Source organism: Nocardioides asiaticus (assembly GCF_040049175.1).
GTDB lineage: Bacteria > Actinomycetota > Actinomycetes > Propionibacteriales > Nocardioidaceae > Nocardioides > Nocardioides cheoyonin.
The window spans coordinates 416961-436317 of sequence record NZ_JBDZDM010000001.1; the positions used below are offsets into that span (position 1 = coordinate 416961).

General features: G+C 71.4%; 26 protein-coding genes. 7 read left to right on the forward strand and 19 right to left on the reverse strand.

Annotation, left to right across the window (positions count from 1 at the left end; genetic code table 11):
- The first annotated feature begins 13 nt into the window (after positions 1–13).
- The 5 genes from ABLE53_RS01980 (at position 14) to ABLE53_RS02000 (ending at position 4271) form a co-directional block, all read left to right on the forward strand.
- Entirely contained in the window at positions 14–1588 is a 1575-nt protein-coding gene (locus ABLE53_RS01980; RefSeq protein ID WP_348856880.1) for a recombinase family protein, read from the forward strand.
- Positions 1585–2871, forward strand: coding sequence for a site-specific integrase (locus tag ABLE53_RS01985; RefSeq protein WP_348856881.1), 1287 nt, complete (start codon positions 1585–1587; stop codon positions 2869–2871). Before ABLE53_RS01980 ends, ABLE53_RS01985 begins: the two co-directional genes overlap by 4 nt.
- A 56-nt stretch (positions 2872–2927) precedes the next feature.
- A complete protein-coding gene (locus tag ABLE53_RS01990) occupies positions 2928–3140 on the forward strand; it encodes a hypothetical protein (RefSeq protein ID WP_348856884.1) in 213 nt (70 codons plus the stop codon).
- Between the two features lie 199 nt (positions 3141–3339).
- A complete protein-coding gene (locus ABLE53_RS01995) occupies positions 3340–3543 on the forward strand; it encodes an excisionase family DNA-binding protein (RefSeq protein WP_348856885.1) in 204 nt (67 codons plus the stop codon).
- Complete coding sequence (locus tag ABLE53_RS02000) at positions 3540–4271, forward strand: hypothetical protein (RefSeq protein WP_348856886.1); 732 nt, start codon at positions 3540–3542, stop codon at positions 4269–4271. The genes ABLE53_RS01995 and ABLE53_RS02000 overlap by 4 nt, the downstream gene beginning before the upstream one ends.
- A gap of 16 nt (positions 4272–4287) precedes the next feature.
- On the opposite strand, the gene ABLE53_RS02005 is transcribed toward ABLE53_RS02000, so the two are convergent.
- From ABLE53_RS02005 to ABLE53_RS02075, 16 genes are all read right to left on the reverse strand, one after another.
- Complete coding sequence (locus tag ABLE53_RS02005) at positions 4288–4521, reverse strand: hypothetical protein (RefSeq protein WP_348856887.1); 234 nt, start codon at positions 4519–4521, stop codon at positions 4288–4290.
- Positions 4522–4666: 145 nt separating this feature from the next.
- Positions 4667–5050 carry a hypothetical protein gene (locus ABLE53_RS02010; RefSeq protein WP_348856888.1) on the reverse strand — a complete coding sequence of 128 codons (384 nt, stop codon included), beginning with the start codon at positions 5048–5050 and terminating at the stop codon, positions 4667–4669.
- A gap of 8 nt (positions 5051–5058) precedes the next feature.
- Positions 5059–5244, reverse strand: a complete 186-nt coding sequence (locus ABLE53_RS02015; RefSeq protein WP_348856890.1) for a hypothetical protein — start codon at positions 5242–5244, stop codon at positions 5059–5061.
- Between the two features lie 95 nt (positions 5245–5339).
- The gene (locus tag ABLE53_RS02020; RefSeq protein ID WP_348856892.1) at positions 5340–5531 is read right to left on the reverse strand and encodes a hypothetical protein; all 192 of its coding nucleotides are present in this window, start codon (positions 5529–5531) and stop codon (positions 5340–5342) included.
- Positions 5528–5956 (reverse strand): Lrp/AsnC family transcriptional regulator, encoded by a 429-nt coding sequence (locus ABLE53_RS02025; RefSeq protein ID WP_348856893.1) that lies wholly within the window; start codon positions 5954–5956, stop codon positions 5528–5530. The genes ABLE53_RS02020 and ABLE53_RS02025 overlap by 4 nt, the downstream gene beginning before the upstream one ends.
- Positions 5957–6022: 66 nt before the next feature.
- Positions 6023–6367 carry a hypothetical protein gene (locus ABLE53_RS02030; RefSeq protein WP_348856894.1) on the reverse strand — a complete coding sequence of 115 codons (345 nt, stop codon included), beginning with the start codon at positions 6365–6367 and terminating at the stop codon, positions 6023–6025.
- Positions 6361–6783, reverse strand: coding sequence for a hypothetical protein (locus tag ABLE53_RS02035; protein ID WP_348856895.1), 423 nt, complete (start codon positions 6781–6783; stop codon positions 6361–6363). The genes ABLE53_RS02030 and ABLE53_RS02035 overlap by 7 nt, the downstream gene beginning before the upstream one ends.
- On the reverse strand, positions 6776–7060 hold the full coding sequence (locus ABLE53_RS02040) for a hypothetical protein (RefSeq protein ID WP_348856896.1): 285 nt from the start codon (positions 7058–7060) through the stop codon (positions 6776–6778). Before ABLE53_RS02040 ends, ABLE53_RS02035 begins: the two co-directional genes overlap by 8 nt.
- A complete protein-coding gene (locus ABLE53_RS02045) occupies positions 7057–8358 on the reverse strand; it encodes a hypothetical protein (protein ID WP_348856897.1) in 1302 nt (433 codons plus the stop codon). The genes ABLE53_RS02040 and ABLE53_RS02045 overlap by 4 nt, the downstream gene beginning before the upstream one ends.
- Entirely contained in the window at positions 8355–8564 is a 210-nt protein-coding gene (locus ABLE53_RS02050; protein ID WP_348856898.1) for a hypothetical protein, read from the reverse strand. Before ABLE53_RS02050 ends, ABLE53_RS02045 begins: the two co-directional genes overlap by 4 nt.
- A gap of 548 nt (positions 8565–9112) precedes the next feature.
- Positions 9113–11227 carry a phage/plasmid primase, P4 family gene (locus ABLE53_RS02055; RefSeq protein WP_348856899.1) on the reverse strand — a complete coding sequence of 705 codons (2115 nt, stop codon included), beginning with the start codon at positions 11225–11227 and terminating at the stop codon, positions 9113–9115.
- 369 nt (positions 11228–11596) lie between these two features.
- Positions 11597–11821 (reverse strand): hypothetical protein, encoded by a 225-nt coding sequence (locus ABLE53_RS02060; RefSeq protein WP_348856900.1) that lies wholly within the window; start codon positions 11819–11821, stop codon positions 11597–11599.
- Positions 11818–12039, reverse strand: coding sequence for a helix-turn-helix domain-containing protein (locus tag ABLE53_RS24760; RefSeq protein ID WP_425474830.1), 222 nt, complete (start codon positions 12037–12039; stop codon positions 11818–11820). Before ABLE53_RS24760 ends, ABLE53_RS02060 begins: the two co-directional genes overlap by 4 nt.
- A gap of 342 nt (positions 12040–12381) precedes the next feature.
- A complete protein-coding gene (locus ABLE53_RS02065; protein ID WP_348856901.1) occupies positions 12382–13335 on the reverse strand; it encodes an ATP-binding protein in 954 nt (317 codons plus the stop codon).
- A gap of 1 nt (position 13336) precedes the next feature.
- Entirely contained in the window at positions 13337–13705 is a 369-nt protein-coding gene (locus tag ABLE53_RS02070; protein WP_348856902.1) for a YraN family protein, read from the reverse strand.
- A gap of 138 nt (positions 13706–13843) precedes the next feature.
- A complete protein-coding gene (locus ABLE53_RS02075) occupies positions 13844–14686 on the reverse strand; it encodes an NAD(P)-dependent oxidoreductase (protein WP_348856903.1) in 843 nt (280 codons plus the stop codon).
- A 178-nt stretch (positions 14687–14864) separates the two neighbouring features.
- Here ABLE53_RS02075 and ABLE53_RS02080 point away from each other — a divergent pair, with 178 nt between their 5' ends.
- Both ABLE53_RS02080 and ABLE53_RS02085 read left to right on the forward strand, forming a co-directional pair.
- Positions 14865–15317, forward strand: a complete 453-nt coding sequence (locus tag ABLE53_RS02080) for a TadE family protein (protein WP_348856904.1) — start codon at positions 14865–14867, stop codon at positions 15315–15317.
- Positions 15314–17347 carry a hypothetical protein gene (locus tag ABLE53_RS02085; RefSeq protein ID WP_348856905.1) on the forward strand — a complete coding sequence of 678 codons (2034 nt, stop codon included), beginning with the start codon at positions 15314–15316 and terminating at the stop codon, positions 17345–17347. Before ABLE53_RS02080 ends, ABLE53_RS02085 begins: the two co-directional genes overlap by 4 nt.
- Here ABLE53_RS02085 and ABLE53_RS02090 read toward each other — a convergent pair.
- The 3 genes from ABLE53_RS02090 to lepB form a co-directional block, all read right to left on the reverse strand.
- Positions 17344–17652 (reverse strand): DUF2469 domain-containing protein, encoded by a 309-nt coding sequence (locus ABLE53_RS02090; RefSeq protein ID WP_348856906.1) that lies wholly within the window; start codon positions 17650–17652, stop codon positions 17344–17346. The two genes, ABLE53_RS02085 and ABLE53_RS02090, sit on opposite strands and share 4 nt — an antisense overlap.
- 79 nt (positions 17653–17731) lie before the next feature.
- A complete protein-coding gene (locus ABLE53_RS02095; protein WP_348856907.1) occupies positions 17732–18478 on the reverse strand; it encodes a ribonuclease HII in 747 nt (248 codons plus the stop codon).
- A 17-nt stretch (positions 18479–18495) separates the two neighbouring features.
- Complete coding sequence (lepB, locus tag ABLE53_RS02100; protein ID WP_348856908.1) at positions 18496–19335, reverse strand: signal peptidase I; 840 nt, start codon at positions 19333–19335, stop codon at positions 18496–18498.
- Between the last annotated feature and the right edge of the window lie 22 nt (positions 19336–19357).

The window sequence follows — 19357 nt, forward strand, 5'->3', positions numbered from 1 at the left end:
GTACTATGTGGGTATGACCATCACCGCCACCAAGCCAGCGGCGAGCCGGGGTGCCGCAGCACCGCGCAACCCGGCAGCACGCAGCTACGCCGACCTCGTGTTCGGCGGATACGCCCGCATCTCCGAGGACCCCGACGACGAGCGCCTCGGCGTCACCCGCCAGGTCGAGGACATCGAGGACGCGATCCTGCGCCTCGGCGCCATCCCGCCCGACCGGGCCGACGTGAACCGGATGCGGGTGGAGAACGACACCGGCGCCTTCAAGAAGCGCCGGGTGACCATCACCGACCAGTACGGGGAGACACGGGACGCCTACCGGGTGATCCGGCCCAAGTGGGGTGCGGCGCTCCGCGACCTGCGGGCCGGGCGGATCAACGCCCTGATGGTGTACGACCTCGACCGGCTCGCCCGCGACCCGTACGACCTGGAGGACGCCATCGAGGCCGTGGAGTACTACGGCGCCGTCATCATCTCCGCCACGGCCAGTGAGATCGACCTGATGACCGAGAGCGGCCGGCTGACGGCCCGCTTCATGGTCAACATCGCCAACAAGTCCAGCGCCGACACGTCCCGACGTGTGAAGCGCGCCCACCTGGCCCGAGCGAGGAGCGGAGCAGTGAACCACGGAGGCAGGCCGTTCGGCTGGATGCCGGACAAGACCACGAAGAACGCCCGCGAGGCGGCGCTGATCGAGAAGGCCGCCGCCGACGTCATCAGCGGCATCGGCCTGCGCGCGATCGTCCGCGAGTGGAACGAGCAGGGCGTCCGCACCGCCAGGGGGAACGAGTGGGACCACCGGGCGCTGCGGCAGATGCTGCGCGGCCCACGGCTGGCGGGGTGGCGCGTCCATCAGGGCAGGGTCGCCACCGACTCCGGTGGGGAGCCGGTGCATGGGGTGTGGGAGCCGATCCTGGACCAGGACACCTATGACCGGCTCCAGCTCGCGCTGAGTTCGAGGACCCCCGGTCGTGGTGGCCGGCGGGGGGCGCGCAAGTACCTGCTGAGCGGGGTGGCCCGGTGCGGCGTGTGCGGCAGCCGGATGTACGCCGGGCCGACGCCCACGGGTCACGCCTACGTCTGCCGCAACTCCGGCCCCGGCGTGAAGGGCGAGCACGTCAACAGCATCGCGGGGATACCGACAGACGCCGCGATCCTGGACCTCGCCATCAAGAGGGTCACCGCGGAGCGCCTGAAGGCGCCGCGACCGGCCGCCGAGTTCGAGCATGAGGGGCGGCTGCGTGAGATTCCGGGGAAGATCGCCGAGCTGATGGACGCCTACAACGCCAGCCAGTTGTCAGGGGCCGTGGTGTTCCCGCAGGTGGCGGCACTGGAGGCCGAACGCGACGAGTTGAAGGCCGCCCGGAGCAGGTTCCTGATCGCCACCTCGACGCCGAGGGCGCGGGACATGGACCCCGAGGCGCTGAGGGCTGGCGACACGGACGCACAGCGGGCGGCACTGGAGCGGGTCGTGGAGGCCGTGGTCGTTGGGCGGGCCGCCTACCGGGGCGCCCGGTTCACCCCGGATCGGCTGGAGGTGGTCTGGCGGGACGATGACGCCGGAGCCGAGGACGAGGCGGTGACCCGATGAGCGCCGCGACGAGCACGGCGACGACCACGAGCGGCACCCGGGCCTGCGCCTCCTGCGGGACCCCGCGGCGCAGCCGCCGAGTGGGCTGGACCTTCCGGGTGCGGGACGGCGTGGCCGTCTCCGTCACCTGCCCGGCCTGCCCCACCTACGCCGAGCCCATCCGGCGCCTGGCCCCCAACCTGGCCGGGCAGGTGCGGTTCCGGGCCGTCGTCGGGGTCACCCCGCCTGGCGGGACCCGGCGCCAGCACACCCGCACCTTCCCCACGCTGCCCGAGGCCCGGGAGTGGGTGGCCCTGGTCCGTAGCCAGGGCAGCGCCCCGTCCCGGGAGACGGTGGCCGACCTCGTGGGCCGGTGGGTGGCCTCCCGCACCGACGTGCGAGCGGTGACCCGGGACGGGTACGCAGCCTGGGCCGCCCCCGCGCTGCGGGTGATCGGGCACAGGGTGGCTGCGGAGGTGACGGTGCGTGACATCGAGCACCTGACCGTGACCCTGACCGAGCGCGGTGGGCGGGGCGGCAGGCCGCTGGCCCCCGGGTCGGTACGGGCCGTCCTGATCCCGCTGGCCGGGGCCTTCGACCTCGCGGTGCGTGACGGGATGATGCCCGCCAACCCGGTGCGCATCGCCCGCAAGCCTCGCACCCGGGCACGGGTGGGCACGGACCTGGAGCATTGGACCCCGGCGCAACTGCTCACCTTCCGCGAGACCTCCGACCGGAATGAGTGGGCGCCCCTGTGGCGCCTCACCCTGGCCGGGCTCACCCGGGCGGACGTGATGGGCCTGCGGTGGTGCGACGTAGACCTGGAGGCGGGCACCGTGACCGTGGCGCAGGGCCGGGTCGTCCACGGGTCCGGCACCGCGACCGATGAGCCGAAGTCCGCCCAGCGCCGCCGCACGGTGCCGGTGGAGGTGATCCACCCCGGCACCGCGGGGATGCTGCGGTCTCTGCATGCCCGGCAGGCCGAGGCCCGGCTGGCGGCCGGGAGCCGGTGGCGGGACACGGGGTTGGTGGCGGCTGACGCCCTCGGGCGGCCGACGTCGCCGCGGGACTACTCCGCGAGGTTCGCGGTCCTGTGCGCCGAGGCCGGGGTGCCGCCCATCCGGCTGCACAGCGTCCGGCACAGCCTGGCGTTCTGGCTGCACTCCCTCGGGGTGACCCCGGCGGACGCCGCCGCGCTACTCGGGCACACCGTGGACGTCCACCTCCGCACCTACCTGCCCGCCTCCGGGGCCTCGGGGATCGCGGCGGCGGCGGCGGCGCTCGGCCACGCCGCGGAGGGATAGCGTTCAAGCTCGCGGTTGCCGGGCCGCCGGCGTCTGGACCTCGTACGCTCACCCGCATGGCCGGCCCGACCGACGAGCCCGAGGCGTACGACGCCGCGTTCCTCACCACCCGCGACCGGGCACGGCAGGCCGGGGGCTCGGTGCTCGCGGCGCTGGTGGACGCCGGGCTGCTCACCGAGGCCGAGGCGCTCGGGGCGGACGGCGACCCCGGCACCGAGGCCGCGTTCGGCGAGCACGAGCCAGGCGCCGGGGAGCGTGAGGGGCGGTAGCCGCGGCGACTTTTCGTGAGTCCGGTGGTGGCCCTCGCCCGCGGGTCTTCCACGCTCAGGTGGGGCGGATGGGCGGCATGGCGGACCCCGTAGACCCCTTAGTTATCCACAAGCGCCCGTGCTAGCAGCCATGACAACCGGGGTGGCCGGCGGTGTCCTATAGGTCCCACAACGGCCCTAGACACCCCGGAGGTACGCCATGCCGCAGGACCCGGAACCGGACATCACCATCAGGGAGGCCGCCGCCCGCAAGGGCGTGAGCCCCAAGACGATCCGCAAACTGATCGAGACCGGCGAACTGCCCGCCCGCCGCCTCGGCTCCCGCCTCATCCGCATCCGCCCCGAGGACGTGGACCGGCTCGGCCGGGACGTCACCTCCGGCGACCTGGAGCGGCTGTCGTGAACGCCTCCCAGATCGCGCTCCAGAAGTCACTGATCGCCAAGCGGGTCAAGGTCGAGAAGCAGAAGGCCAAGGCCCACGGCGCCCAACTGATCGCCAACGCCGACGCCGAACTGGACCGCCGGTTCCAGTTGGAAGACCTCGGCGTGGAGAAGATCGCTGAGCAGGTCGAGGAGAAGGTCGAGGCGCTGCGACGCGAGTTGGACGCCCGGTTCGATGCACTCGGGGTCTCCCGCGACCTCCGCGGCCGGATCTACTTCGGATACCACCCGGGTGGATCACGGGAACCGGCGCACCGCAGCGAGGAGCGCCGCAAGGCCAGGGTGGAGGTCGAGGCCGCCGTCGAGCGGCGCATCACCGAAATCGAGGCATGGGAGTACGAGGCCCTGACGGCGCTCGCAACGAAGGTGCTCACCCCGGAGGACGCGGAGGCGCTGATGGCGATGCTGCCCGAGGTCACCGAGGCGCTTCCGGCGGTCACCGACATCATCGGCCCGGTCGAGGAGCAGCCGCTGGCCGTGATCGAGTCGGGCCGCGAGGCGAAGCGGCGGGCGATCTTGAAGGCCCTCGGCACCGATGGCTCCAGGTCGGACAGGGAGATCGGCCGACTCATCGGCGTGGACCACAAGACCGTCGCGAAGGTCCGCGCCCAGGTCGGGGAACTCCCCGCAGCAAGTGGGGACCTCCCCACCTTGGCCGGGGAAATCCCCACCGCTGCGGAGGAGGCGTGAGGCCGTCCGTGGAGTCCTAGAACCGGGTCAGGTTCCCCAGACGCTCGTCAGCCGGCCCCGTGGTCGGCTCGATCACCTGATAGCCAAGCTCCTCGCGAAGGACCCGGACCGCCTCCGCCGGCGCGTCCCGAACGATCGCCGCGGTCTGACGCCGACGCCACCGGGCGCGGCCCTCCTCGATCACCTGCTGCGCGTCGGGCTGGGTGTCGACCCCGAACTCGGTGATCAGCATCTGCAGGACGTCCTCCACACATGGCCTCATCCGGGGGCCGCCGAGCGGGAAGTGGACGTCGGCCAGACGAGGCACCGCGCCGGCCCCCGGCTCACCAACGGCAGCCGCACGACGGGCCGCCGGCTTGCCGCGCTCGGCTCGCAGCATGGTGTAGAGGAACTCGTCACGGGTGGGCGTGAAGCTGCAGATGGGCGCACGGGTAGTGCTCGCTCTTGTCGGCCTGGAACTCGTAGCGGAACAACGGCGTGGCCTGGTCGACCGGCAGGACGTGGAAGTTCGCCACCCGCACCTTGAGGAACGTCGCCGACGTGTCCCACTCACACCGGTAGTCGCACACCATCGACAAGGCGTGCGTCCCGGCGATCATCAATTCGATATCGGCAGTGTCCACGGTGCGGACCACCACCCTGACCGACTGGCCACGCTTGCGGGGTGACGGCTCGGCGACGAACCGGGGAACGTCGGGGCCGAGGACGCCGGTGAAGGTGGCCGTCAACTCCTGGGCGAACTCCTCGGCGCGCTCCCGCAGAGTCGGGGCGGTATCCACCCGCGGAGTCAGTCGTCGTCGCCGAGCAGGTAGGCGATCTCATCGAGGCGCCGCAGGACCCGCGCCTCGTCCGTCGTGAGCCGGTAGCTCGCCGCCCGGTCGCGAAGCTCGGCCTCGGTGAACCGGATCTCATCCAGAAGCTCGGCCCGCTCGCGGTCCAGATCCTCGACCGTGGGCTCCAGGACAACCGTCATCGCGCGACCCCTTCCTCTGTCCCTGTTCGTCATGCTCCTACAGCAAACACCAACCCACCGACAATTTCGGGGAGAACGCCGAAGAAGACCGGGCGTCACCGGCGGCGCATCGCCTCCAGGTCCGCGAGCAGGTCGGCGAGCCCCGAGGCCAACTCCCGGGCCGCGGCGCTGTCCGGGGGCAGCACCGCCAGGGCGTCCTCGACCTGATCGAGCAGGGCCTCGCACCGCAGCCGGGTCGCCGGGGTGATCGGCGGGTTCAGCCGCCGCGCCCGCTCCTTCCACGTCACGACCCCAGCCCCCGCTCCCTGATCAGCGCCTCGGCCTCCGCGAGCCGGTCCTCGGTCCACTTGTGGTCCCGCCACGCCCGGCCCTCCGCGAGCACGATCCGTGCCGCCGCGACCGCATCGTGATCGGAGGTGGCCGACGAGGACAGGATGCGTGCCAGCCGCGACACCGCCGCCGGGAGCACCTTCGTCAGCACGTCCACCACCTGGGCGACCTGGGCCTCCCGCTCCTCGGCCACCGCCCGGTCCACCCCCGGCTTCCGCAACCGGCGCAGCACCGTGGACTTGCTGCACCCGGCGGCCTCCGCGGTGTTCTCCAGCGTCAGCCCCGCCGCCCGGGCGGCGATGATCTTCCGGTCCAGGTCGTCCAGCCCGACCTCCGGGCCGTCCTCGTCCCCGGCGTCCGGCTCCAACGGCTCCTGCGTCATCGTCCTGCCTTCTTTCCTTCACGACCCCGACGGCACCCGTCGGGTGTCACACGGTGCCAGCAGGTGTCACCACGGCTCGGCGCCCGACACCGGCCCCGCCCGCACCGCCTCGACCAGGGCAGCCTCCAGCCACTCCCGGCGCGAGAGGCCCACGGCCGCCGCCGCCGCGTCCATCGCCTCCACCAGCGGCCCCGGCAACCGGACGTTCATGTGCTCGGTCGGCCCGGCCAGCAGCCGATCCACCGCCCGGAACGCACGCAGCCCGTTCGGACCCCTGCCCACCTCCACCAGCACCCGACCGGCCGGCGGACGAGGGACCGCCCGCCCGCCGACCGGAACCTTCGACTCGCGACCCCAACAGTCGCGGTAGACGGCCGGGTCCGGCGGCTCGATGACGAACACGTTCACCATCCCGGCCCCTCCCCGTCCCCGTGGCGGCGGAACCACTCGGCGTACGGCGAGGCCGACTCAGACGGCCGCACCGCCCGGTCACCCAGCGTCGCGGACAGCCTGCCCGAGCGCCGGGCCGGTGGCCTCGGACGGGCCGCCTGCTGCTGCCTCGACCGGGCCAGCGCCTCCCGCACCTGACGGCGCAGCACCTCCTCGGTCACCTTCACGCCCGCCGACCGGGCCACAGCCCGCGACGCGGCCCGGTACGGGCGCAGCACCCGCTCCTCGGCGACCTCGACCCGGCGAGCACGCACCGCTGCGGAGGCGACCGCCATGCGCTCGGCCGCAGCCTCCACCCGGGCACGACGCTGCTCGGCGCGGCGCTCCTCCAGCACGGCGGCCACGTCCGGGTGGACCCGGCCCTGCGCCTCAGCCATCGTCGCCACCCCCGACCGCCTCACGGCGCCACCTCCACTCGGCGTGCTCCAGTCGATCGCGCAACGTCCGCAGCATCGCCTCATTGCGAGGGTGCCTCCGCTCCAACTCGCGGCGGCAGTCATCCGCCAGGTTCTCGGCGGAGCCCAGCAGCGACAACACCTCGGGGACGGTGAGCACGCCGAGGGGAACCTCCCTGTTCACGGCGAACACGAGGTTCGACCACTCCGGTCCAGAAGGCTCGGGCACAGCAGCAACGTTCACGGCCTCGACGCTCACCGGGACCCACCCCCATGCGCCACCGGCAGGATCAACGGCGGCGGAGGCGGCGCTGCCGGGGCACTCGCCCGCATCCGGGCCTCAGCGGCCCGCAGCCTGCGGCGACGCTGCTGGTACTCCGCGGGTGCCCGGGACGGCCACCGCTCCCACGCCGCCCGCCGGGCCTGCTCCAACTGCGGGCCCAGGTAGTCCCACGCCTGCCCGCCGCTGGCCGCGTGGGCGCTGTAGAACGGCCGGAAGCCGAACGTCTCCGCGATCCCCTCCGGGGCGTGCCAGGCCTGCGGGTGCTCGTTCCAGCCCACGACCCGGAGGGCGACGGTCGCCAACCGGTCGGCGAACCTGCGGCGGGAGTCGGTGCCCCAGCCGGTCGAGCAGCCCGCCAGCGACCACAGCGGGAAGCAGCCGTCGCACAGCACGATCCGGCGGCCCTCGACCTCCCGGCGGGTCACCGTCCAGCGGCGCGCCCGGTGGACGCCGCAGCCGGAGCAGAACTCGGCCTGCGAGCAGGTCACCCCCGGGCCACGGGCCTGCCGACGACGCTCGGACTCCAGCGCCTTCCGCAGCGCCTTGGCGTCGATGTGCGCCCACGGGCGCTTCGACCCCGCGCCCACCCTCGGCCTCGGCACCGGGTCGGCCAACCCGGCGGCCACCACCTGCGGGGAGGGCACGGCGGCGAACTGCGGCAGGTCGCGGGCCGGGGTCAGGTCACGGGCGACGCGGCGGGCCGCGGGGTCCTCCGGGTCGAGGGGCTCGCCGAGGGCGGCGCTGAGCAGCCCCACCTCGGCGACGTGGGCACGGCGTGCCCGGCCGGTCGCGAGGATCGCCGAGCAGGCCGGGCAGGCGGGCCAGCCCGGGTCCGTGATCGCGTCCCGGGCGGGCGGGGTGTAGTCGGTCGGGACGCCGCACAACCGGCACGCGCAGGTCTGCGCGGCCGTGGGCGTCGGGGCGGTCTTGGTACGTGGCATGGCGGTTCCATCCTTCTCGTCGGTAGTGGTGTCGGTGGGTGATTGGCTAGCGGCCCCGCACGGCGCGCCCGTCGCGGCTTGGGCGGGCGAACAGGGACGGGGCGGGGTACTTGCCCCGGGGCGGTCCTCGGCGGCCCCCAGGGCGGCGAAGGCGGCGTCGGGGGCGGCGACCCTCGCGGCGTGGCAGGCCACGCACGGGCAGGTCATCACCCGGTGCCGGTCGAGGGGCACGTCCCTCAACCGCAGCGCCTCGGCGTAGGCGGTCCGGTTGCGGGCGAGCCGCCGAAGGTAGCTGCTCACCCACGCCGGCGGCAGCTCGTCGGACTCGTTCATGTCGTCTCCCTCCGGGTCGAGTGGACGGCCACGGCAGGGAAGCCGGCCGCCCGCATCCGCGCCCCGCACAGGCCGGACCCGCCGGCCGCGGACTCGGCGACCGCTCCCCAGCAGGGGTCACCCGATACGGCGTCGTGCCGCTCGCACGGGTAGGCCGCGATCCTCGACCAGGACGGCGACGGCCACGTCACGATCTGCTCAGGCACGATCTCCGCCCTTTCCTCGCGTCACCGTTAGAGCAGGCGTGAGAGCCAGCGCGTTTCCGCAGGTCAACCGGGGTTCGGTATGTAACAACCGGTTAAGTACGGCGCCAGAAGGGCCGCCCGGCGAGGGCCACGAGCACGAACCACGCACGCGCACGCGCGAGGCCGAGCGAGGGCCACTCGCGGGTTCCTCGACTGCTATCTCGCCTCCGCCGACGCGGGCCCGATGCACCCACCCGGGGGCGAGGCGCTTGCCCCGCCAGATCGTCTGCCCGGGGGTGATGGGGCCTCGGCAGATCGGGCACCGTCCGGCGAGTTGCGCGCAGATGCAGGTGGGCATCACGGTGCTCCTGTTCGTCGGCTCCGCCGCCGCGGAAGTGACGGGTTGTGACGGGTTGGTGTCCGGCCGGATGCCCCTATGCGGGTCAACCTGTTGACCCGGCACAACCCGTCACCCGTCACTCCGGGGTGACGGGTGTGACGGGTGGTGACGGGTTGCCACCTTGACCGGCCGCGTGCGTGCGCGCGGGGGCGATAGTTCTGTGGTGACGTCACGACCCGTCACCGCCGTGGTCGCCGGCGAGCATGATGCCGCGGAAGATGGCGCCGTGGTTGGTGCGCTTCTTGAGGTAGCCGGCGCGCTCGACGGCCTCGGAGAAGCTCTTGTTGGTGGCGAGGAGTTCCTCGCCCTCGACGGCGGTCCATTCCTTCCAGGCCCGGAACAGCACCGAGGACAGCACCGAGGCGCTGGCGGTGGTCTGGCAGCGTTCGGCGATGAAGCGGCCCAGGGCGTCGGAGTCGGCCCGGTAGGTGGTGGTCGCCTCGATGACCGAGGCGGGTGCGTCCAGGCCGCGGGTCTTCCAGGCCCGGTGGCCCTCGATCATCCAGGTGAGGACGGCGGAGAGTTCCAGGGCGAGCTTGTCGCCGAGGTGGTCGTCGCGCTGGTCGGGCGGGACGACGACGTTGAAGGGCACGAGCTTGATGCGCCGCCAGATGCCTTCGTCGGTGCCGGTGATGACCGGCTTGTGGTTGGTGATCATCACGAAGGAGTGGGAGGGGGTGAAGTGCCAGAAGTCCTCGCGCATCCGGCGGGCCTTCACCTCGTCGCCGCCGGTGAGCCGCTTGACGGTGCCCTCGGCGAGCTTGCGCCCGGCGTCGACCTCGTGGATGACGGCGAGGCGGACGCCGAACAGGTCGGCGACGCCGGTGGGGTGGGCGTCGAAGCTGCGGGCGATGAGCAGGCCGGGATCGGCCGAGGCGGCGTAGTCGCCCAGCGCCGTGATGACGGCGTTCATCAGCGTGGACTTGCCGTTGGCACCGTCGCCGTCCCAGATCGACAGGGCGTGCTCGATGACCCGCCCCTCCAGGGTGTGGCCGAGTTGGCGGGCGAGGTAGTCGCGCATGTCGGGGTCGGGCTGGATCTGCTCCAGGAACGTCGTGAACGTGGTCCCGCCGGCGCTCGGGTCGTAGGCCGCGTTCGTGATCTTGGTGATCAGCCGCGCCGGGTCGTGGGGCAGCAGCTCGCCGGTGCGCAGGTCGAGGACGCCGTTGGTGCAGTTGAGCAGCAGCGGGTCGGCGTCGAGGTCGCGGTGGTCGACGGCGATCCCGGGCTCGGTGGAGGCGAGGCTGAGCATGCCCTGGATGCCGCCGGAGGACTCGGCCCGCTGGGCGAACTTGATCCTGTCCTTCTCGCCCTGGGCGTACGCGATCGCGGTCATGGCCCTGGCGGTGGCCTTCATCCATCGGGTGGCCTGGCCGGTGGTGTCGTGGGCCCAGCGGGTGCCGTCCCACACGAGCCATCGGCGCCATGCGCTGACGTGGAGTAGCTGGTCGCCGTAGCTGGCCACGAGGCGGCGGGCGAACCCGAGTTCGGTCCACATCTCCTCGGGCATCGGGTCCATGTCCTCGACGCCGCGCCTGGGCACAGGCACCGAGGCGAGCGCCGGCGGCTCCACCGGATGATCCGGCGCGGCCGACAACGTGGTGTAGGGGATGAAGTCATCGAGGCTGTGCCCGGCGGCGATGTGGTCGGCGGCGTCCTTCCCGGTCGCTGCGCGGACGAACCGGAGAGTGGCCGCGCGTCCGGTGAGCAGGGCCCGCACCGTGGTGGCCCACTTGTCCCCGGCGGGGTCCCGGTCGACCACGGCGACGACGTGGCGGCCGTGCAGCGGGGAGAGGTCGCACTTGTCGATGTTGCCGGCGCCCATCGGCGCGGTGGTGGCGACCGAGCCGAGGGACTCGATGGCGAGGACGTCCCTCTCGCCCTCGACCAGATAGACCGCGGCCTCGGGTGCAGCCCGGAGACGGTCGAGCCGGTACAGCAGCGCCGGCCGTCCCTTGGCGTCCTCGCTGATCTTCTGCGCGAACTTCTTGCCGCTGGCGGTGACCCGCCGGGTGACGGTGCGGTCTTCGTAGACGTACTCCTGCTTGCCCGGTGTGTCGTAGAGGTCGCGGGGGCTCCGGCCGAGGGCGGCCAGCACGTCGCGGTAGTCGCAGCCCGCGTGACAGAAGATCAGGACCGAGCCCTCGATCCTCCTGATCGACAACGACGGGTCGCCGTCCTCGTGGGCCGGGCAGGTCGCCATCGCGCTGCCTGCTCCGTTCGGGACCACTCGGCAGCCGTGGGCCTCCAGGTCGGCGAGCAGCCGGTCGTAGGCCGGCGTCATGCCGCCCCCGCCCAGGGGTCGCCCAGGTCGTGGAAGCAGACCCGGCACGATGCTGCGAAGCCGCCGTGCAGGCAGCAGACGAGGTTCCCGTGCTCGTCGGGTTCGGCCTCGGGCACAACGCAGCACGGGCACCCGGCGCAGCCGTTGCCGGGGCGCTCGGCGAGCGGGCAGGGCTCCTGGTGGGGGCCGCCAAGTTCGCAGCCCCACGGGCAGCCTGAACGCCGTCCAGTTCGGCGCGGCCGACCGCCGGCGGTGTGGTGGTGGTCTAACATCAGTTTCGTCTTCTTCCACTCGGCGGTGGTGAGAGGTCGGCGGGGTCGGCACCCCGTTCAGGGCGGCGGCCGGGAGTCCCGGCCGCCGTCGTGCGTCTCAGGGCTGCTCGCTGCCGGCATCGCCGAGCCGGGCGGCGCCGCGGTGGTCCGCGGACGCCTCGGCCTGCTTGGCGACCAGCCGGGCTTCGATCCCGGCCAGGATCTTGGCGATGTCCTCCCGCTGGCGCTGGCTCATGGGCGGTGCAGCGGCGAGCTGCCGCTGCTCCCAGGCGTCGTAGACGTCCGGGTCCACCAGGTCGTGGGGGTCGGGGAGTCTGCTCATCGCCCCGCCAACCAGCGGTCGAGGTCGGCGAGCCGAACGCGATAGTGACCTGCGCTCCCTCCGGGACCGGTGCGCGAGGCGGTGAGGCGACCATCCCGGATGGCTCGCCGCAGCGTCTCCGGGTGAACGTCCACGATCTGCGCGGCGAGGCTGAGTCGAACGTAGGAGTCGGCGTGCGAGCCGCTGGGCTGTCCCTGGTCCGCGGGCGTGGTGCGCATAGGCTGGTGACCGCCTTTCCGTAGAGGCGGCGGGCCCCGGCTGAGCCGGCAAGCAAGGACCGGGGCCCGTCCATTGGCGTTTATGGGTACAAAAACCCACAACGGCCCCGGCTACAACGGGTTGCTAGCGGTCAGTTTGGACGCCGATTACCTGTGGTTACCTGTGGTTCCCGGCGGAAGGTAAAAGTTCGCAGCGCGGACCCTCTGCTACCCCTCGTCGCGTTCCTCGGCGGTCGGCTCGTGCTCGGCCGAGCGCGGCCCGGCACCATACGCGCTCGGCGGGGTGGTGCGGGGCGACACCTCGGCCGCGTGGCCGCTGGATGGCGGAGGATCAGAAGCGGGTTAGGTGTTGTTGTGTAGGAACAGCACGCCGCCGTGGGCCAGCGAGATCTCGCCGGGCCGCACCCGACCGCCTCCCCCACCGACCAGACTCACCCGGCTCGCATCGTGATGCGGAGCAGCGAACGGCGGCCGCGTGACCAGTCCCTTCGTCGGGTCGAGGGCTCCCGCGAGCGACTGCACCGCCATGACCTCGACCGACACGTCACGCTCGAGATCGGGGAGGACGGTCGGGATGCGCTCGGCGATGGAGGTCTTGCCGCACCCCTTCGGCCCCTTGAGCAGGAGATGGTGGCCCCCTGCCGCAGCGACCTCGACGGCGTACCTCACCTCGTGCATGCCGAGCAGCTCGACCATGTCGACCTCCTCGAGGCGGTCGTCACCGCGCCAGCCCAGGACGTGGCCGCCGGTGACCAGCGGCACCGGTGGAGCCTCGGGGACCTGCTCGCCGCGCAGCACGGCGACGACCTGCGCCAGCGAGCGCAACCCCAGGACCTCCATCCCGGGCACCATGGCCGCCTCGCGCGCCTGAGGCTCCGGCACGATGACCCTGGAGACCCCGCGCTGGGCGGCCGCCAGGACCATCGGGAGCACCCCGGTGACCGAGCGCAGGCCACCGTCCAGGGTGAGCTCGCCGATGAAGGCGGTGCCCTCCGCCGCGCCGGGATGGACCGACTCCGAGGCAGCGAGGATCGAGACGGCCATCGCGAGGTCGTAGTGGCTGCCGTTCTTCGGGAGGTCCGCCGGCGAGAGGAGCACGGTGATGCGCTTGGTGGCCGGCCAGTCGAAGCCGCTGTTGATGATCGCCATGCGCACTCGGTCGCGGCCCTCGGTGAGAGCCGCGTCGGCCCGGCCGACCAGGGTCAACCCGACCTGTCCGGGTGACACGTCGGCCTGGACGTCGATGAGGTGGCCGACCGCGCCGCGGAGGGCGACGGTATGAGCCGTCGCGAACACCTCAGAGCCCCCTCACGTGGTCGACGAGGGCGGCACCCTTGGGTGTGTGGCGCACCGCGACCAGGTCGAACCGCACGTCGGGGACGTTGGTGAGCGATCGCTCTGTCTTCCAGCGGTCGGCCAGCCGTCGCAGCCGCTCGACCTTGGCGTCGTCGACCGCCTCGTGGGGCGACCCGAACTGGTCGCTGCTGCGGGTCTTGACCTCACAGACGACGAGGACGTCGCCGTCGCGCAGGACGAGGTCGATCTCGCCCTCGTCGCAGCGCCAGTTGCGGTCGAGCACAAGCATCCCCTGGTCGACGAGATGGCGCTCGGCGACCGTCTCGCCGTACCTCCCCAGCGCCTGCTTCTGAAGTGCGGTTGTCGTCATGGCGTCCTCCGTGCCGTGTGGTTGCGCCGACCAGCATCGGCGGCAGCGGGGACGACGACGAGGGCGTACGAGACGCCTTGTGGAGGAGCCCTGCCCGAAGCGGGGCTGTGGACGGTAGGTGGCCCGGTCTGGCGCGATTCAGCGCTCGAAGGCGTACGTCACGGCGGCCATGTCCTCGCCGCCGTGACCGAAGTCGGAGGCCGCGGCGTACAGCTCCCGCACGGTCGAGAGCAGCTCGGTCGGGAAGCCGACGGACCGAGCGGTCTCGATCATCAGCCCGACGTCCTTCACGACGCCGTCGACGGCGAAGGAGGTGGCGTAGTCGCCGTTGAGGATGCTCTCCCCCTTGAGCTTGACGTACGGCGCACCGGTCGGGCCGCCGTCCACCGCCTCGAGGAAGAGCGCGGGATCGAGGCCGAGCGCCCGCGCGAACGTCATCGACTGGGCGATCCCGCCGGCCATCAGAGCGACCCAGGAGTTCACCACGAGCTTGAGCGCACTCCCCCGGCCGACCTCCTCGCCGGCCACGACGACCCTGCTGCCGATCGCGTCGAAGACCGGCCTCGCCCGCTCGACGAGGTCGGGCCGACCGGAGGCGAGTACGACGAGCGTGCCGCTCTCGGCGGGGGCCTTCGTCCCGACCACCGGAGCGTCGACGAAGCGGTCCACCCCCTCCGCGAGCCGCTTCGCCCCATCGGGTCCGACGGTGCCGATCTGCAGCCAGACCGCCTCAGGCCCGAGCGCGGCGACCAGCTCGTCCTTGACCTTCAGGGTCGCGTCGGTGTCGAAGAGCATCGTGATGACGGCGTCCGCCTCCGTCACCGCGTCCGTGACGCTGCCCGCCACCTCGATCCCGTCGGCGGCCAGCGGCTCCGCCTTGGCCGCGGTGCGGTTCCAGGCGACGACGTCGTGCCCCTCACGGCGGAGCGAGCGGGCCATCGCAGAGCCCATGATCCCGGTTCCGAGTACGGCAACGCGCATGATCCGACTGTAGCCAGACGGTCATCGCACCCTCCTTCTCCCGTCGTCCGGACTAGGGGTGGGTGGGCCAAATCGGTCATCCGGGTTGTCCGTTCGGGTGGTTCTCACTCGAACCGGGCGTGGGAGGTGGTCGCGGGCGTCTACGTTCCCTGCGAAGCACGCCTGGGAGGGGGACCGGATGCTGCAGCGTGTACGTGACCGTACGCGCGACGATCTCGGCTCCGTCGTGCTCGAGTTCGCCCTGCTCGCACCGATCCTGCTCATGCTCGTCATGGGGATCATCGACTTCGGCTACATGCTCAACCGCGACTCCGTCATCAACAACGCCGCCCGCGACGCCGCACGCGTCGCGAGCCTCGACGGCGACTACGCCACGATCCAGCAGACGGTCGACGACGAGCTCGGCGACGTCGGCATCAGCGGCTCGGGGCTGACGGTGACGATCTGCGCGGACGGGAGCTGCGGCTCGTCGTACGACGGCGCCGCCAAGTCCGGCTCGACGGTCAAGGTGACCGTCAGCTACGTCCACCACTGGCTGACCCCGATCGGAGCCATGTGCAGCATGTTCGGAGACAGGTGCACGGGCGACACGATCACGCTCACCCGCACCGCGGAGATGGTGAGGGAATGATCAGGTACTTCGCGTCCCGCCGGGGCGACGAGCGCGGGGCGGTGGCCATCCTGGTCGCGGTCCTGGCGATCGTTCTGTTCGCGTCGGCGGCGATCAGCGTCGACATCGCCAAGCAGGTCGACCGCAAGCACCTGCTCAAGAACCAGCTCGACGCCGCCGCCACCGCTGCGGCCTTCTATCTCGACACGGGCACGAACGGCCTGCAGCAGGCCGTCGACAAGGCGTCGACCTTCTTCGAGCAGAACGGCGAGGGCAGCCTGGACGCTGACGACGTCAGCTTCTGGTGCGTGGTCGGCCGGAAGCTGAACGGCGACGGCACTCCGTTCAGCACGCCGATGGTCGCCGACTACCAGATCCCGAGCGGTGGCCAGACCGCCGGTGTCTGCAACCCGGACGCCACCTCGAGCGCCACCCAGTGGAAGCAGTCGGAGTACCAGAACCGGGTGCGGGCCTGGGACGGTGCGACGTTCTCGATGACGTGCAACAAGACCCTGTGCGCGATCCCGTGCGGGCTGAAGGACGCCAGCGACGGCTCGAGCCCTGGTACGTCGGCGTACAACGGCCTGCCGATCACCTGCAACACGATCCGCGTCGGCGCGGACCAGGACGTGCCGTTCAGCTTCGCGCCCGTGATCGGCGTGGACAAGGGCTCGACGGGGGCTCAGGTGGCCGTGGCGTGCAAGGGTCCCTGCGGGGCCATCTCGCCGAACCCGATGGACGTCGTGGTCATGGCCGACCGGACGATGTCGATGATCGACGGCCGTACCGACTATCGCTCGCAACTCGCCGACGGCATCAAGGGAATGCTGCAGGTGATGACGCCGGAGCAGCAGTACGTCGCCTTCGGCGCGTTGGGCCCCAGTGCGCTCAAGCGCACTGAATCGCCGGAGTCCAAGTCCTGCACGAGCGGTGACAAGGGGCTGATCTACCCCAGCACGTCCGAGACAGTCGCCAGCGGAGGATCCTGGGTCCCGATCCAGTTCCACGACGACTACAGCACCATGAACTCGAACGGTGCAAGGACGCTCGACACCAACAACGCGCTCTACAAGGCGATCAGCTGCCTCAGCCAGGCCAACCCGGGCACACACACGGCACTCGCGGCGTCGCTGAAGTCCGCCGCGCGTTACCTGCTCAACAAGCCGGGTGAGGACAACAACGTCTCAGCTCTCGGCGGGGCGAACCGGGCGGGACTACCGCGCAAGGTCTTGATCTTCGAGACCGACGGCCAACCGTGGGAGCCACAGACCTCGTCCTCCGCCAGCGCACTCTCGCTCGACAACTCGACCGATGTCTTCTCCAACGACACCGACCACACCGATCAGACGACCCAGCAGTCGACCTCGCCGTACACCGCCACCGGGCTTCCGGACGGCGTGAACCCCCAGCAGCATCCGTCGAAGTACAACAACTACAAGTACACCTACAATCAGACCGGCACGGAGACCGACCAGACGACCAGCACGACCTGGTACGGCGGCGAGCAGGCCTGCGACAACTTCAAGCAGATCGCCGATCTGGCCAAGGCGGCGGGCGTCTTGCTCATCACGATCGGTTACAACCTCGACGGGAAGTATTGCGCCGACTACAACAACGGTGGATCGCTTCCGCATACCACGAGCAACACCACCTACAGCGGTACTCCGTACATCAGCGCCATCACCCCGACCAAGTGCATCAGCGGCGGATCGGGTACGGCCGCCGACCCGTACCAGCAGAACACGAAGTGCTCGGCGAACGCGACGATCACCTACACCGCCGACAGGACCGTGACGACGACGACCAACGTGAACCGCGAACCGGACGAGTCGGTCGCGCAAGTGCTCGGCGCCGCGGCGAGCGGCCCGGACGGCGCCGGCTCGGGATCGGCCGCGGCCGACGCCTGCGACGGCACCAACCGCAACGTCGAGAACGGCGACGGAGACTTCTTCTTCTGCGCCGCCCAGGGCGATGACCTGGCCCCGATCTTCATCACCGCGCTGAGCCAGGTGACGACCGGCGTGAAGCTGATGAACCTGCCGGTGGGCTAGTCCTTCGGCAGGTCGATCTCGGAGGGCGTGAGGGTCTCGACGTTGACGTCCTTGAAGGTGAGCACCTTGACGGACTTCGCGAACCGGGCGGGGCGGTACATGTCCCAGACCCAGCAGTCGTTCATGGTGACCTCGAAGAAGACGTCACCGGCGTCCGTGCGCGCCTTCACGTCGACCTGGTTGCACAGGTAGAAGCGTCGGTCCGTCTCGACGACGTACTTGAAGATGCCGACCACGTCGCGGTACTCGCGGTAGAGGGTCAGCTCCATCTCGGTCTCGTACTTCTCGAGATCCTCGGCGCTCATGCCGCCGCCTCCGTGGAAGGACAGAAAGAATACGGACGCGGCGGCCTGAGAGATCCGATGGTCGCTCGCTGACGCTCGCTCATGCGTCAGACTCTAGACCGGCCAGGACGGCCTCGACATCGACGTCCGGGTCCACCCCGGGCAGGCTCCACGAGCGACGGTGGTGGGCCGACGGACCGAGGCGGGAGAGGGCGTCGATGTGGGCGGGCGAGGCGTACCCCTTGTTCTCCGCCCAGCAGTAGTCCGGGTGCTCGTCGTGCAGCTCGACCATGAGCGCGTCGCGCGTCGTCTTGGCCAGGATGGACGCCGCGGCGACGGCCGCGCACTTGAGGTCGGCCTTGATCATCGTGGTCACCGGAGGGACGCGTACGCCGACGGGGTAGCGCTCCTCCGGCTCGCCGAACAGCCCGGCCTGCTGCGGCGGCGAGAGGTAGTCGTGGTTCCCGTCGAGGAGTACGCCGTCCGGCGCCACGGTGAGCTGCGCGAGCGCCCGCTGGCCGGCCAGGCGCAACGCGGCGATGATCCCGATGTCGTCGATCTCCGCGGGCGTCGCGTGACCGACGGCAGAGCAGAGCGCCCACCGCCGGATCTTCGGGACCAGCCGCAGCCGCGCCTCGGGGGTGAGCAGCTTGCTGTCGCGGACGCCCTGCGGGGCGGTGCGGGTGGCCTCGGAGATCACGACCACCCCGATCGTGACAGGTCCGCACAGCGCACCGCGGCCGACCTCGTCACAGGCGGCGAGGTGGGTCAGGCCGTCGCGCAGCATGGCCCGCTCGACACGCAGGCTCGGCGGCTTGCTCATCGGGTTCGATCGGGTGGCGCTCATCCGTTGGCTCTGCTGGGTCATCGGTTGGGGACGGAGTCGAAGGTCTTCGGCCGATGCTCCCAGTGTGCCCTGCCGAGTGGCCAGGCGAGGGCGAAGACCTTGCCCACGACGTCGTGGACCGGCACGTACGGCGAGTCGGAGCACTCGGTCACCTGGTCCGTGCACAGGTGGACGGTCGAGTCGGCGGAGTGGGCGCGGTTGTCCCCCATCACGAAGACGTAGCCCTTCGGCACCGGCCCCGCCTTCCACGAGCAGGAGCCGTTGAGGATCCCGGGCATCGGCCCGTAGCACGGCACGCCGCCCTTGGCGCCGGTCGTGGGCGTACGCCCCGGCCTGGCGTACGGCTCGTCGAGCGGCTTGCCGTTGACCTCGATGCGGCCGTGCTTGTCGCAGCACCTGATCGTGTCGCCGGCGACGCCGATGACGCGCTTCACCAGGTGGCCGCCGGTCGGGTAGAGCCCGATCTTCGCCAGCCCCTTCGTCAGCACGCTCCCGGGCTGCCCCGCCGTCTCGTCGTCGAGCCAGCCGCCCGGGTCGCTGAACACGACGACGTCACCGCGCTGCGGCTCGCCGCCGAGCCAGTACGACGGCTTCTCGACCAGGATCCGGTCGTTGTCGACGAGGCCGGGCTCCATCGACTCCGAGGGGATGTAGAACGCCTGCAGGAAGAACTGCTTGACGACCACCGCCACGACGACCGCGATCACGACGAGGAGGATCGTCTCCTGCCACAGCGGCAGGTGGGACCTGCCCGTACGCGCCTCCGAACGCGAAGACCGCGACCCCTCCCGGTCGTCCGGCTCGAGCCCGTCGGGCTCGACCTCGACGCTGGATGGATCGCGGTCGTCGGAAGTCACGCGCAGAGTCTAGGGACCCTGA

What these genes read in the sequence shown, in the direction of transcription:
- ABLE53_RS02015 (WP_348856890.1), bottom strand. Translation starts at nt 5,244, where the DNA reads ATGACGGTTGTCCTGGAGCCCACGGTCGAGGATCTGGACCGCGAGCGG.
- ABLE53_RS02060 (WP_348856900.1), bottom strand. Translation starts at nt 11,821, where the DNA reads ATGAGCAGACTCCCCGACCCCCACGACCTGGTGGACCCGGACGTCTAC.
- ABLE53_RS02090 (WP_348856906.1), bottom strand. Translation starts at nt 17,652, where the DNA reads ATGAGCGCCGAGGATCTCGAGAAGTACGAGACCGAGATGGAGCTGACC.
- ABLE53_RS02095 (WP_348856907.1), bottom strand. Translation starts at nt 18,478, where the DNA reads ATGAGCGCCACCCGATCGAACCCGATGAGCAAGCCGCCGAGCCTGCGT.
- ABLE53_RS01980 (WP_348856880.1), top strand. Translation starts at nt 14, where the DNA reads ATGACCATCACCGCCACCAAGCCAGCGGCGAGCCGGGGTGCCGCAGCA.
- ABLE53_RS01995 (WP_348856885.1), top strand. Translation starts at nt 3,340, where the DNA reads ATGCCGCAGGACCCGGAACCGGACATCACCATCAGGGAGGCCGCCGCC.
- ABLE53_RS02030 (WP_348856894.1), bottom strand. Translation starts at nt 6,367, where the DNA reads ATGGTGAACGTGTTCGTCATCGAGCCGCCGGACCCGGCCGTCTACCGC.
- ABLE53_RS01985 (WP_348856881.1), top strand. Translation starts at nt 1,585, where the DNA reads ATGAGCGCCGCGACGAGCACGGCGACGACCACGAGCGGCACCCGGGCC.
- ABLE53_RS02025 (WP_348856893.1), bottom strand. Translation starts at nt 5,956, where the DNA reads ATGACGCAGGAGCCGTTGGAGCCGGACGCCGGGGACGAGGACGGCCCG.
- ABLE53_RS02080 (WP_348856904.1), top strand. Translation starts at nt 14,865, where the DNA reads ATGCTGCAGCGTGTACGTGACCGTACGCGCGACGATCTCGGCTCCGTC.
- ABLE53_RS02055 (WP_348856899.1), bottom strand. Translation starts at nt 11,227, where the DNA reads ATGACGCCGGCCTACGACCGGCTGCTCGCCGACCTGGAGGCCCACGGC.
- ABLE53_RS02070 (WP_348856902.1), bottom strand. Translation starts at nt 13,705, where the DNA reads ATGACGACAACCGCACTTCAGAAGCAGGCGCTGGGGAGGTACGGCGAG.
- ABLE53_RS02035 (WP_348856895.1), bottom strand. Translation starts at nt 6,783, where the DNA reads ATGGCTGAGGCGCAGGGCCGGGTCCACCCGGACGTGGCCGCCGTGCTG.
- ABLE53_RS02085 (WP_348856905.1), top strand. Translation starts at nt 15,314, where the DNA reads ATGATCAGGTACTTCGCGTCCCGCCGGGGCGACGAGCGCGGGGCGGTG.
- ABLE53_RS01990 (WP_348856884.1), top strand. Translation starts at nt 2,928, where the DNA reads ATGGCCGGCCCGACCGACGAGCCCGAGGCGTACGACGCCGCGTTCCTC.
- ABLE53_RS24760 (WP_425474830.1), bottom strand. Translation starts at nt 12,039, where the DNA reads ATGCGCACCACGCCCGCGGACCAGGGACAGCCCAGCGGCTCGCACGCC.
- ABLE53_RS02045 (WP_348856897.1), bottom strand. Translation starts at nt 8,358, where the DNA reads ATGAACGAGTCCGACGAGCTGCCGCCGGCGTGGGTGAGCAGCTACCTT.
- ABLE53_RS02075 (WP_348856903.1), bottom strand. Translation starts at nt 14,686, where the DNA reads ATGCGCGTTGCCGTACTCGGAACCGGGATCATGGGCTCTGCGATGGCC.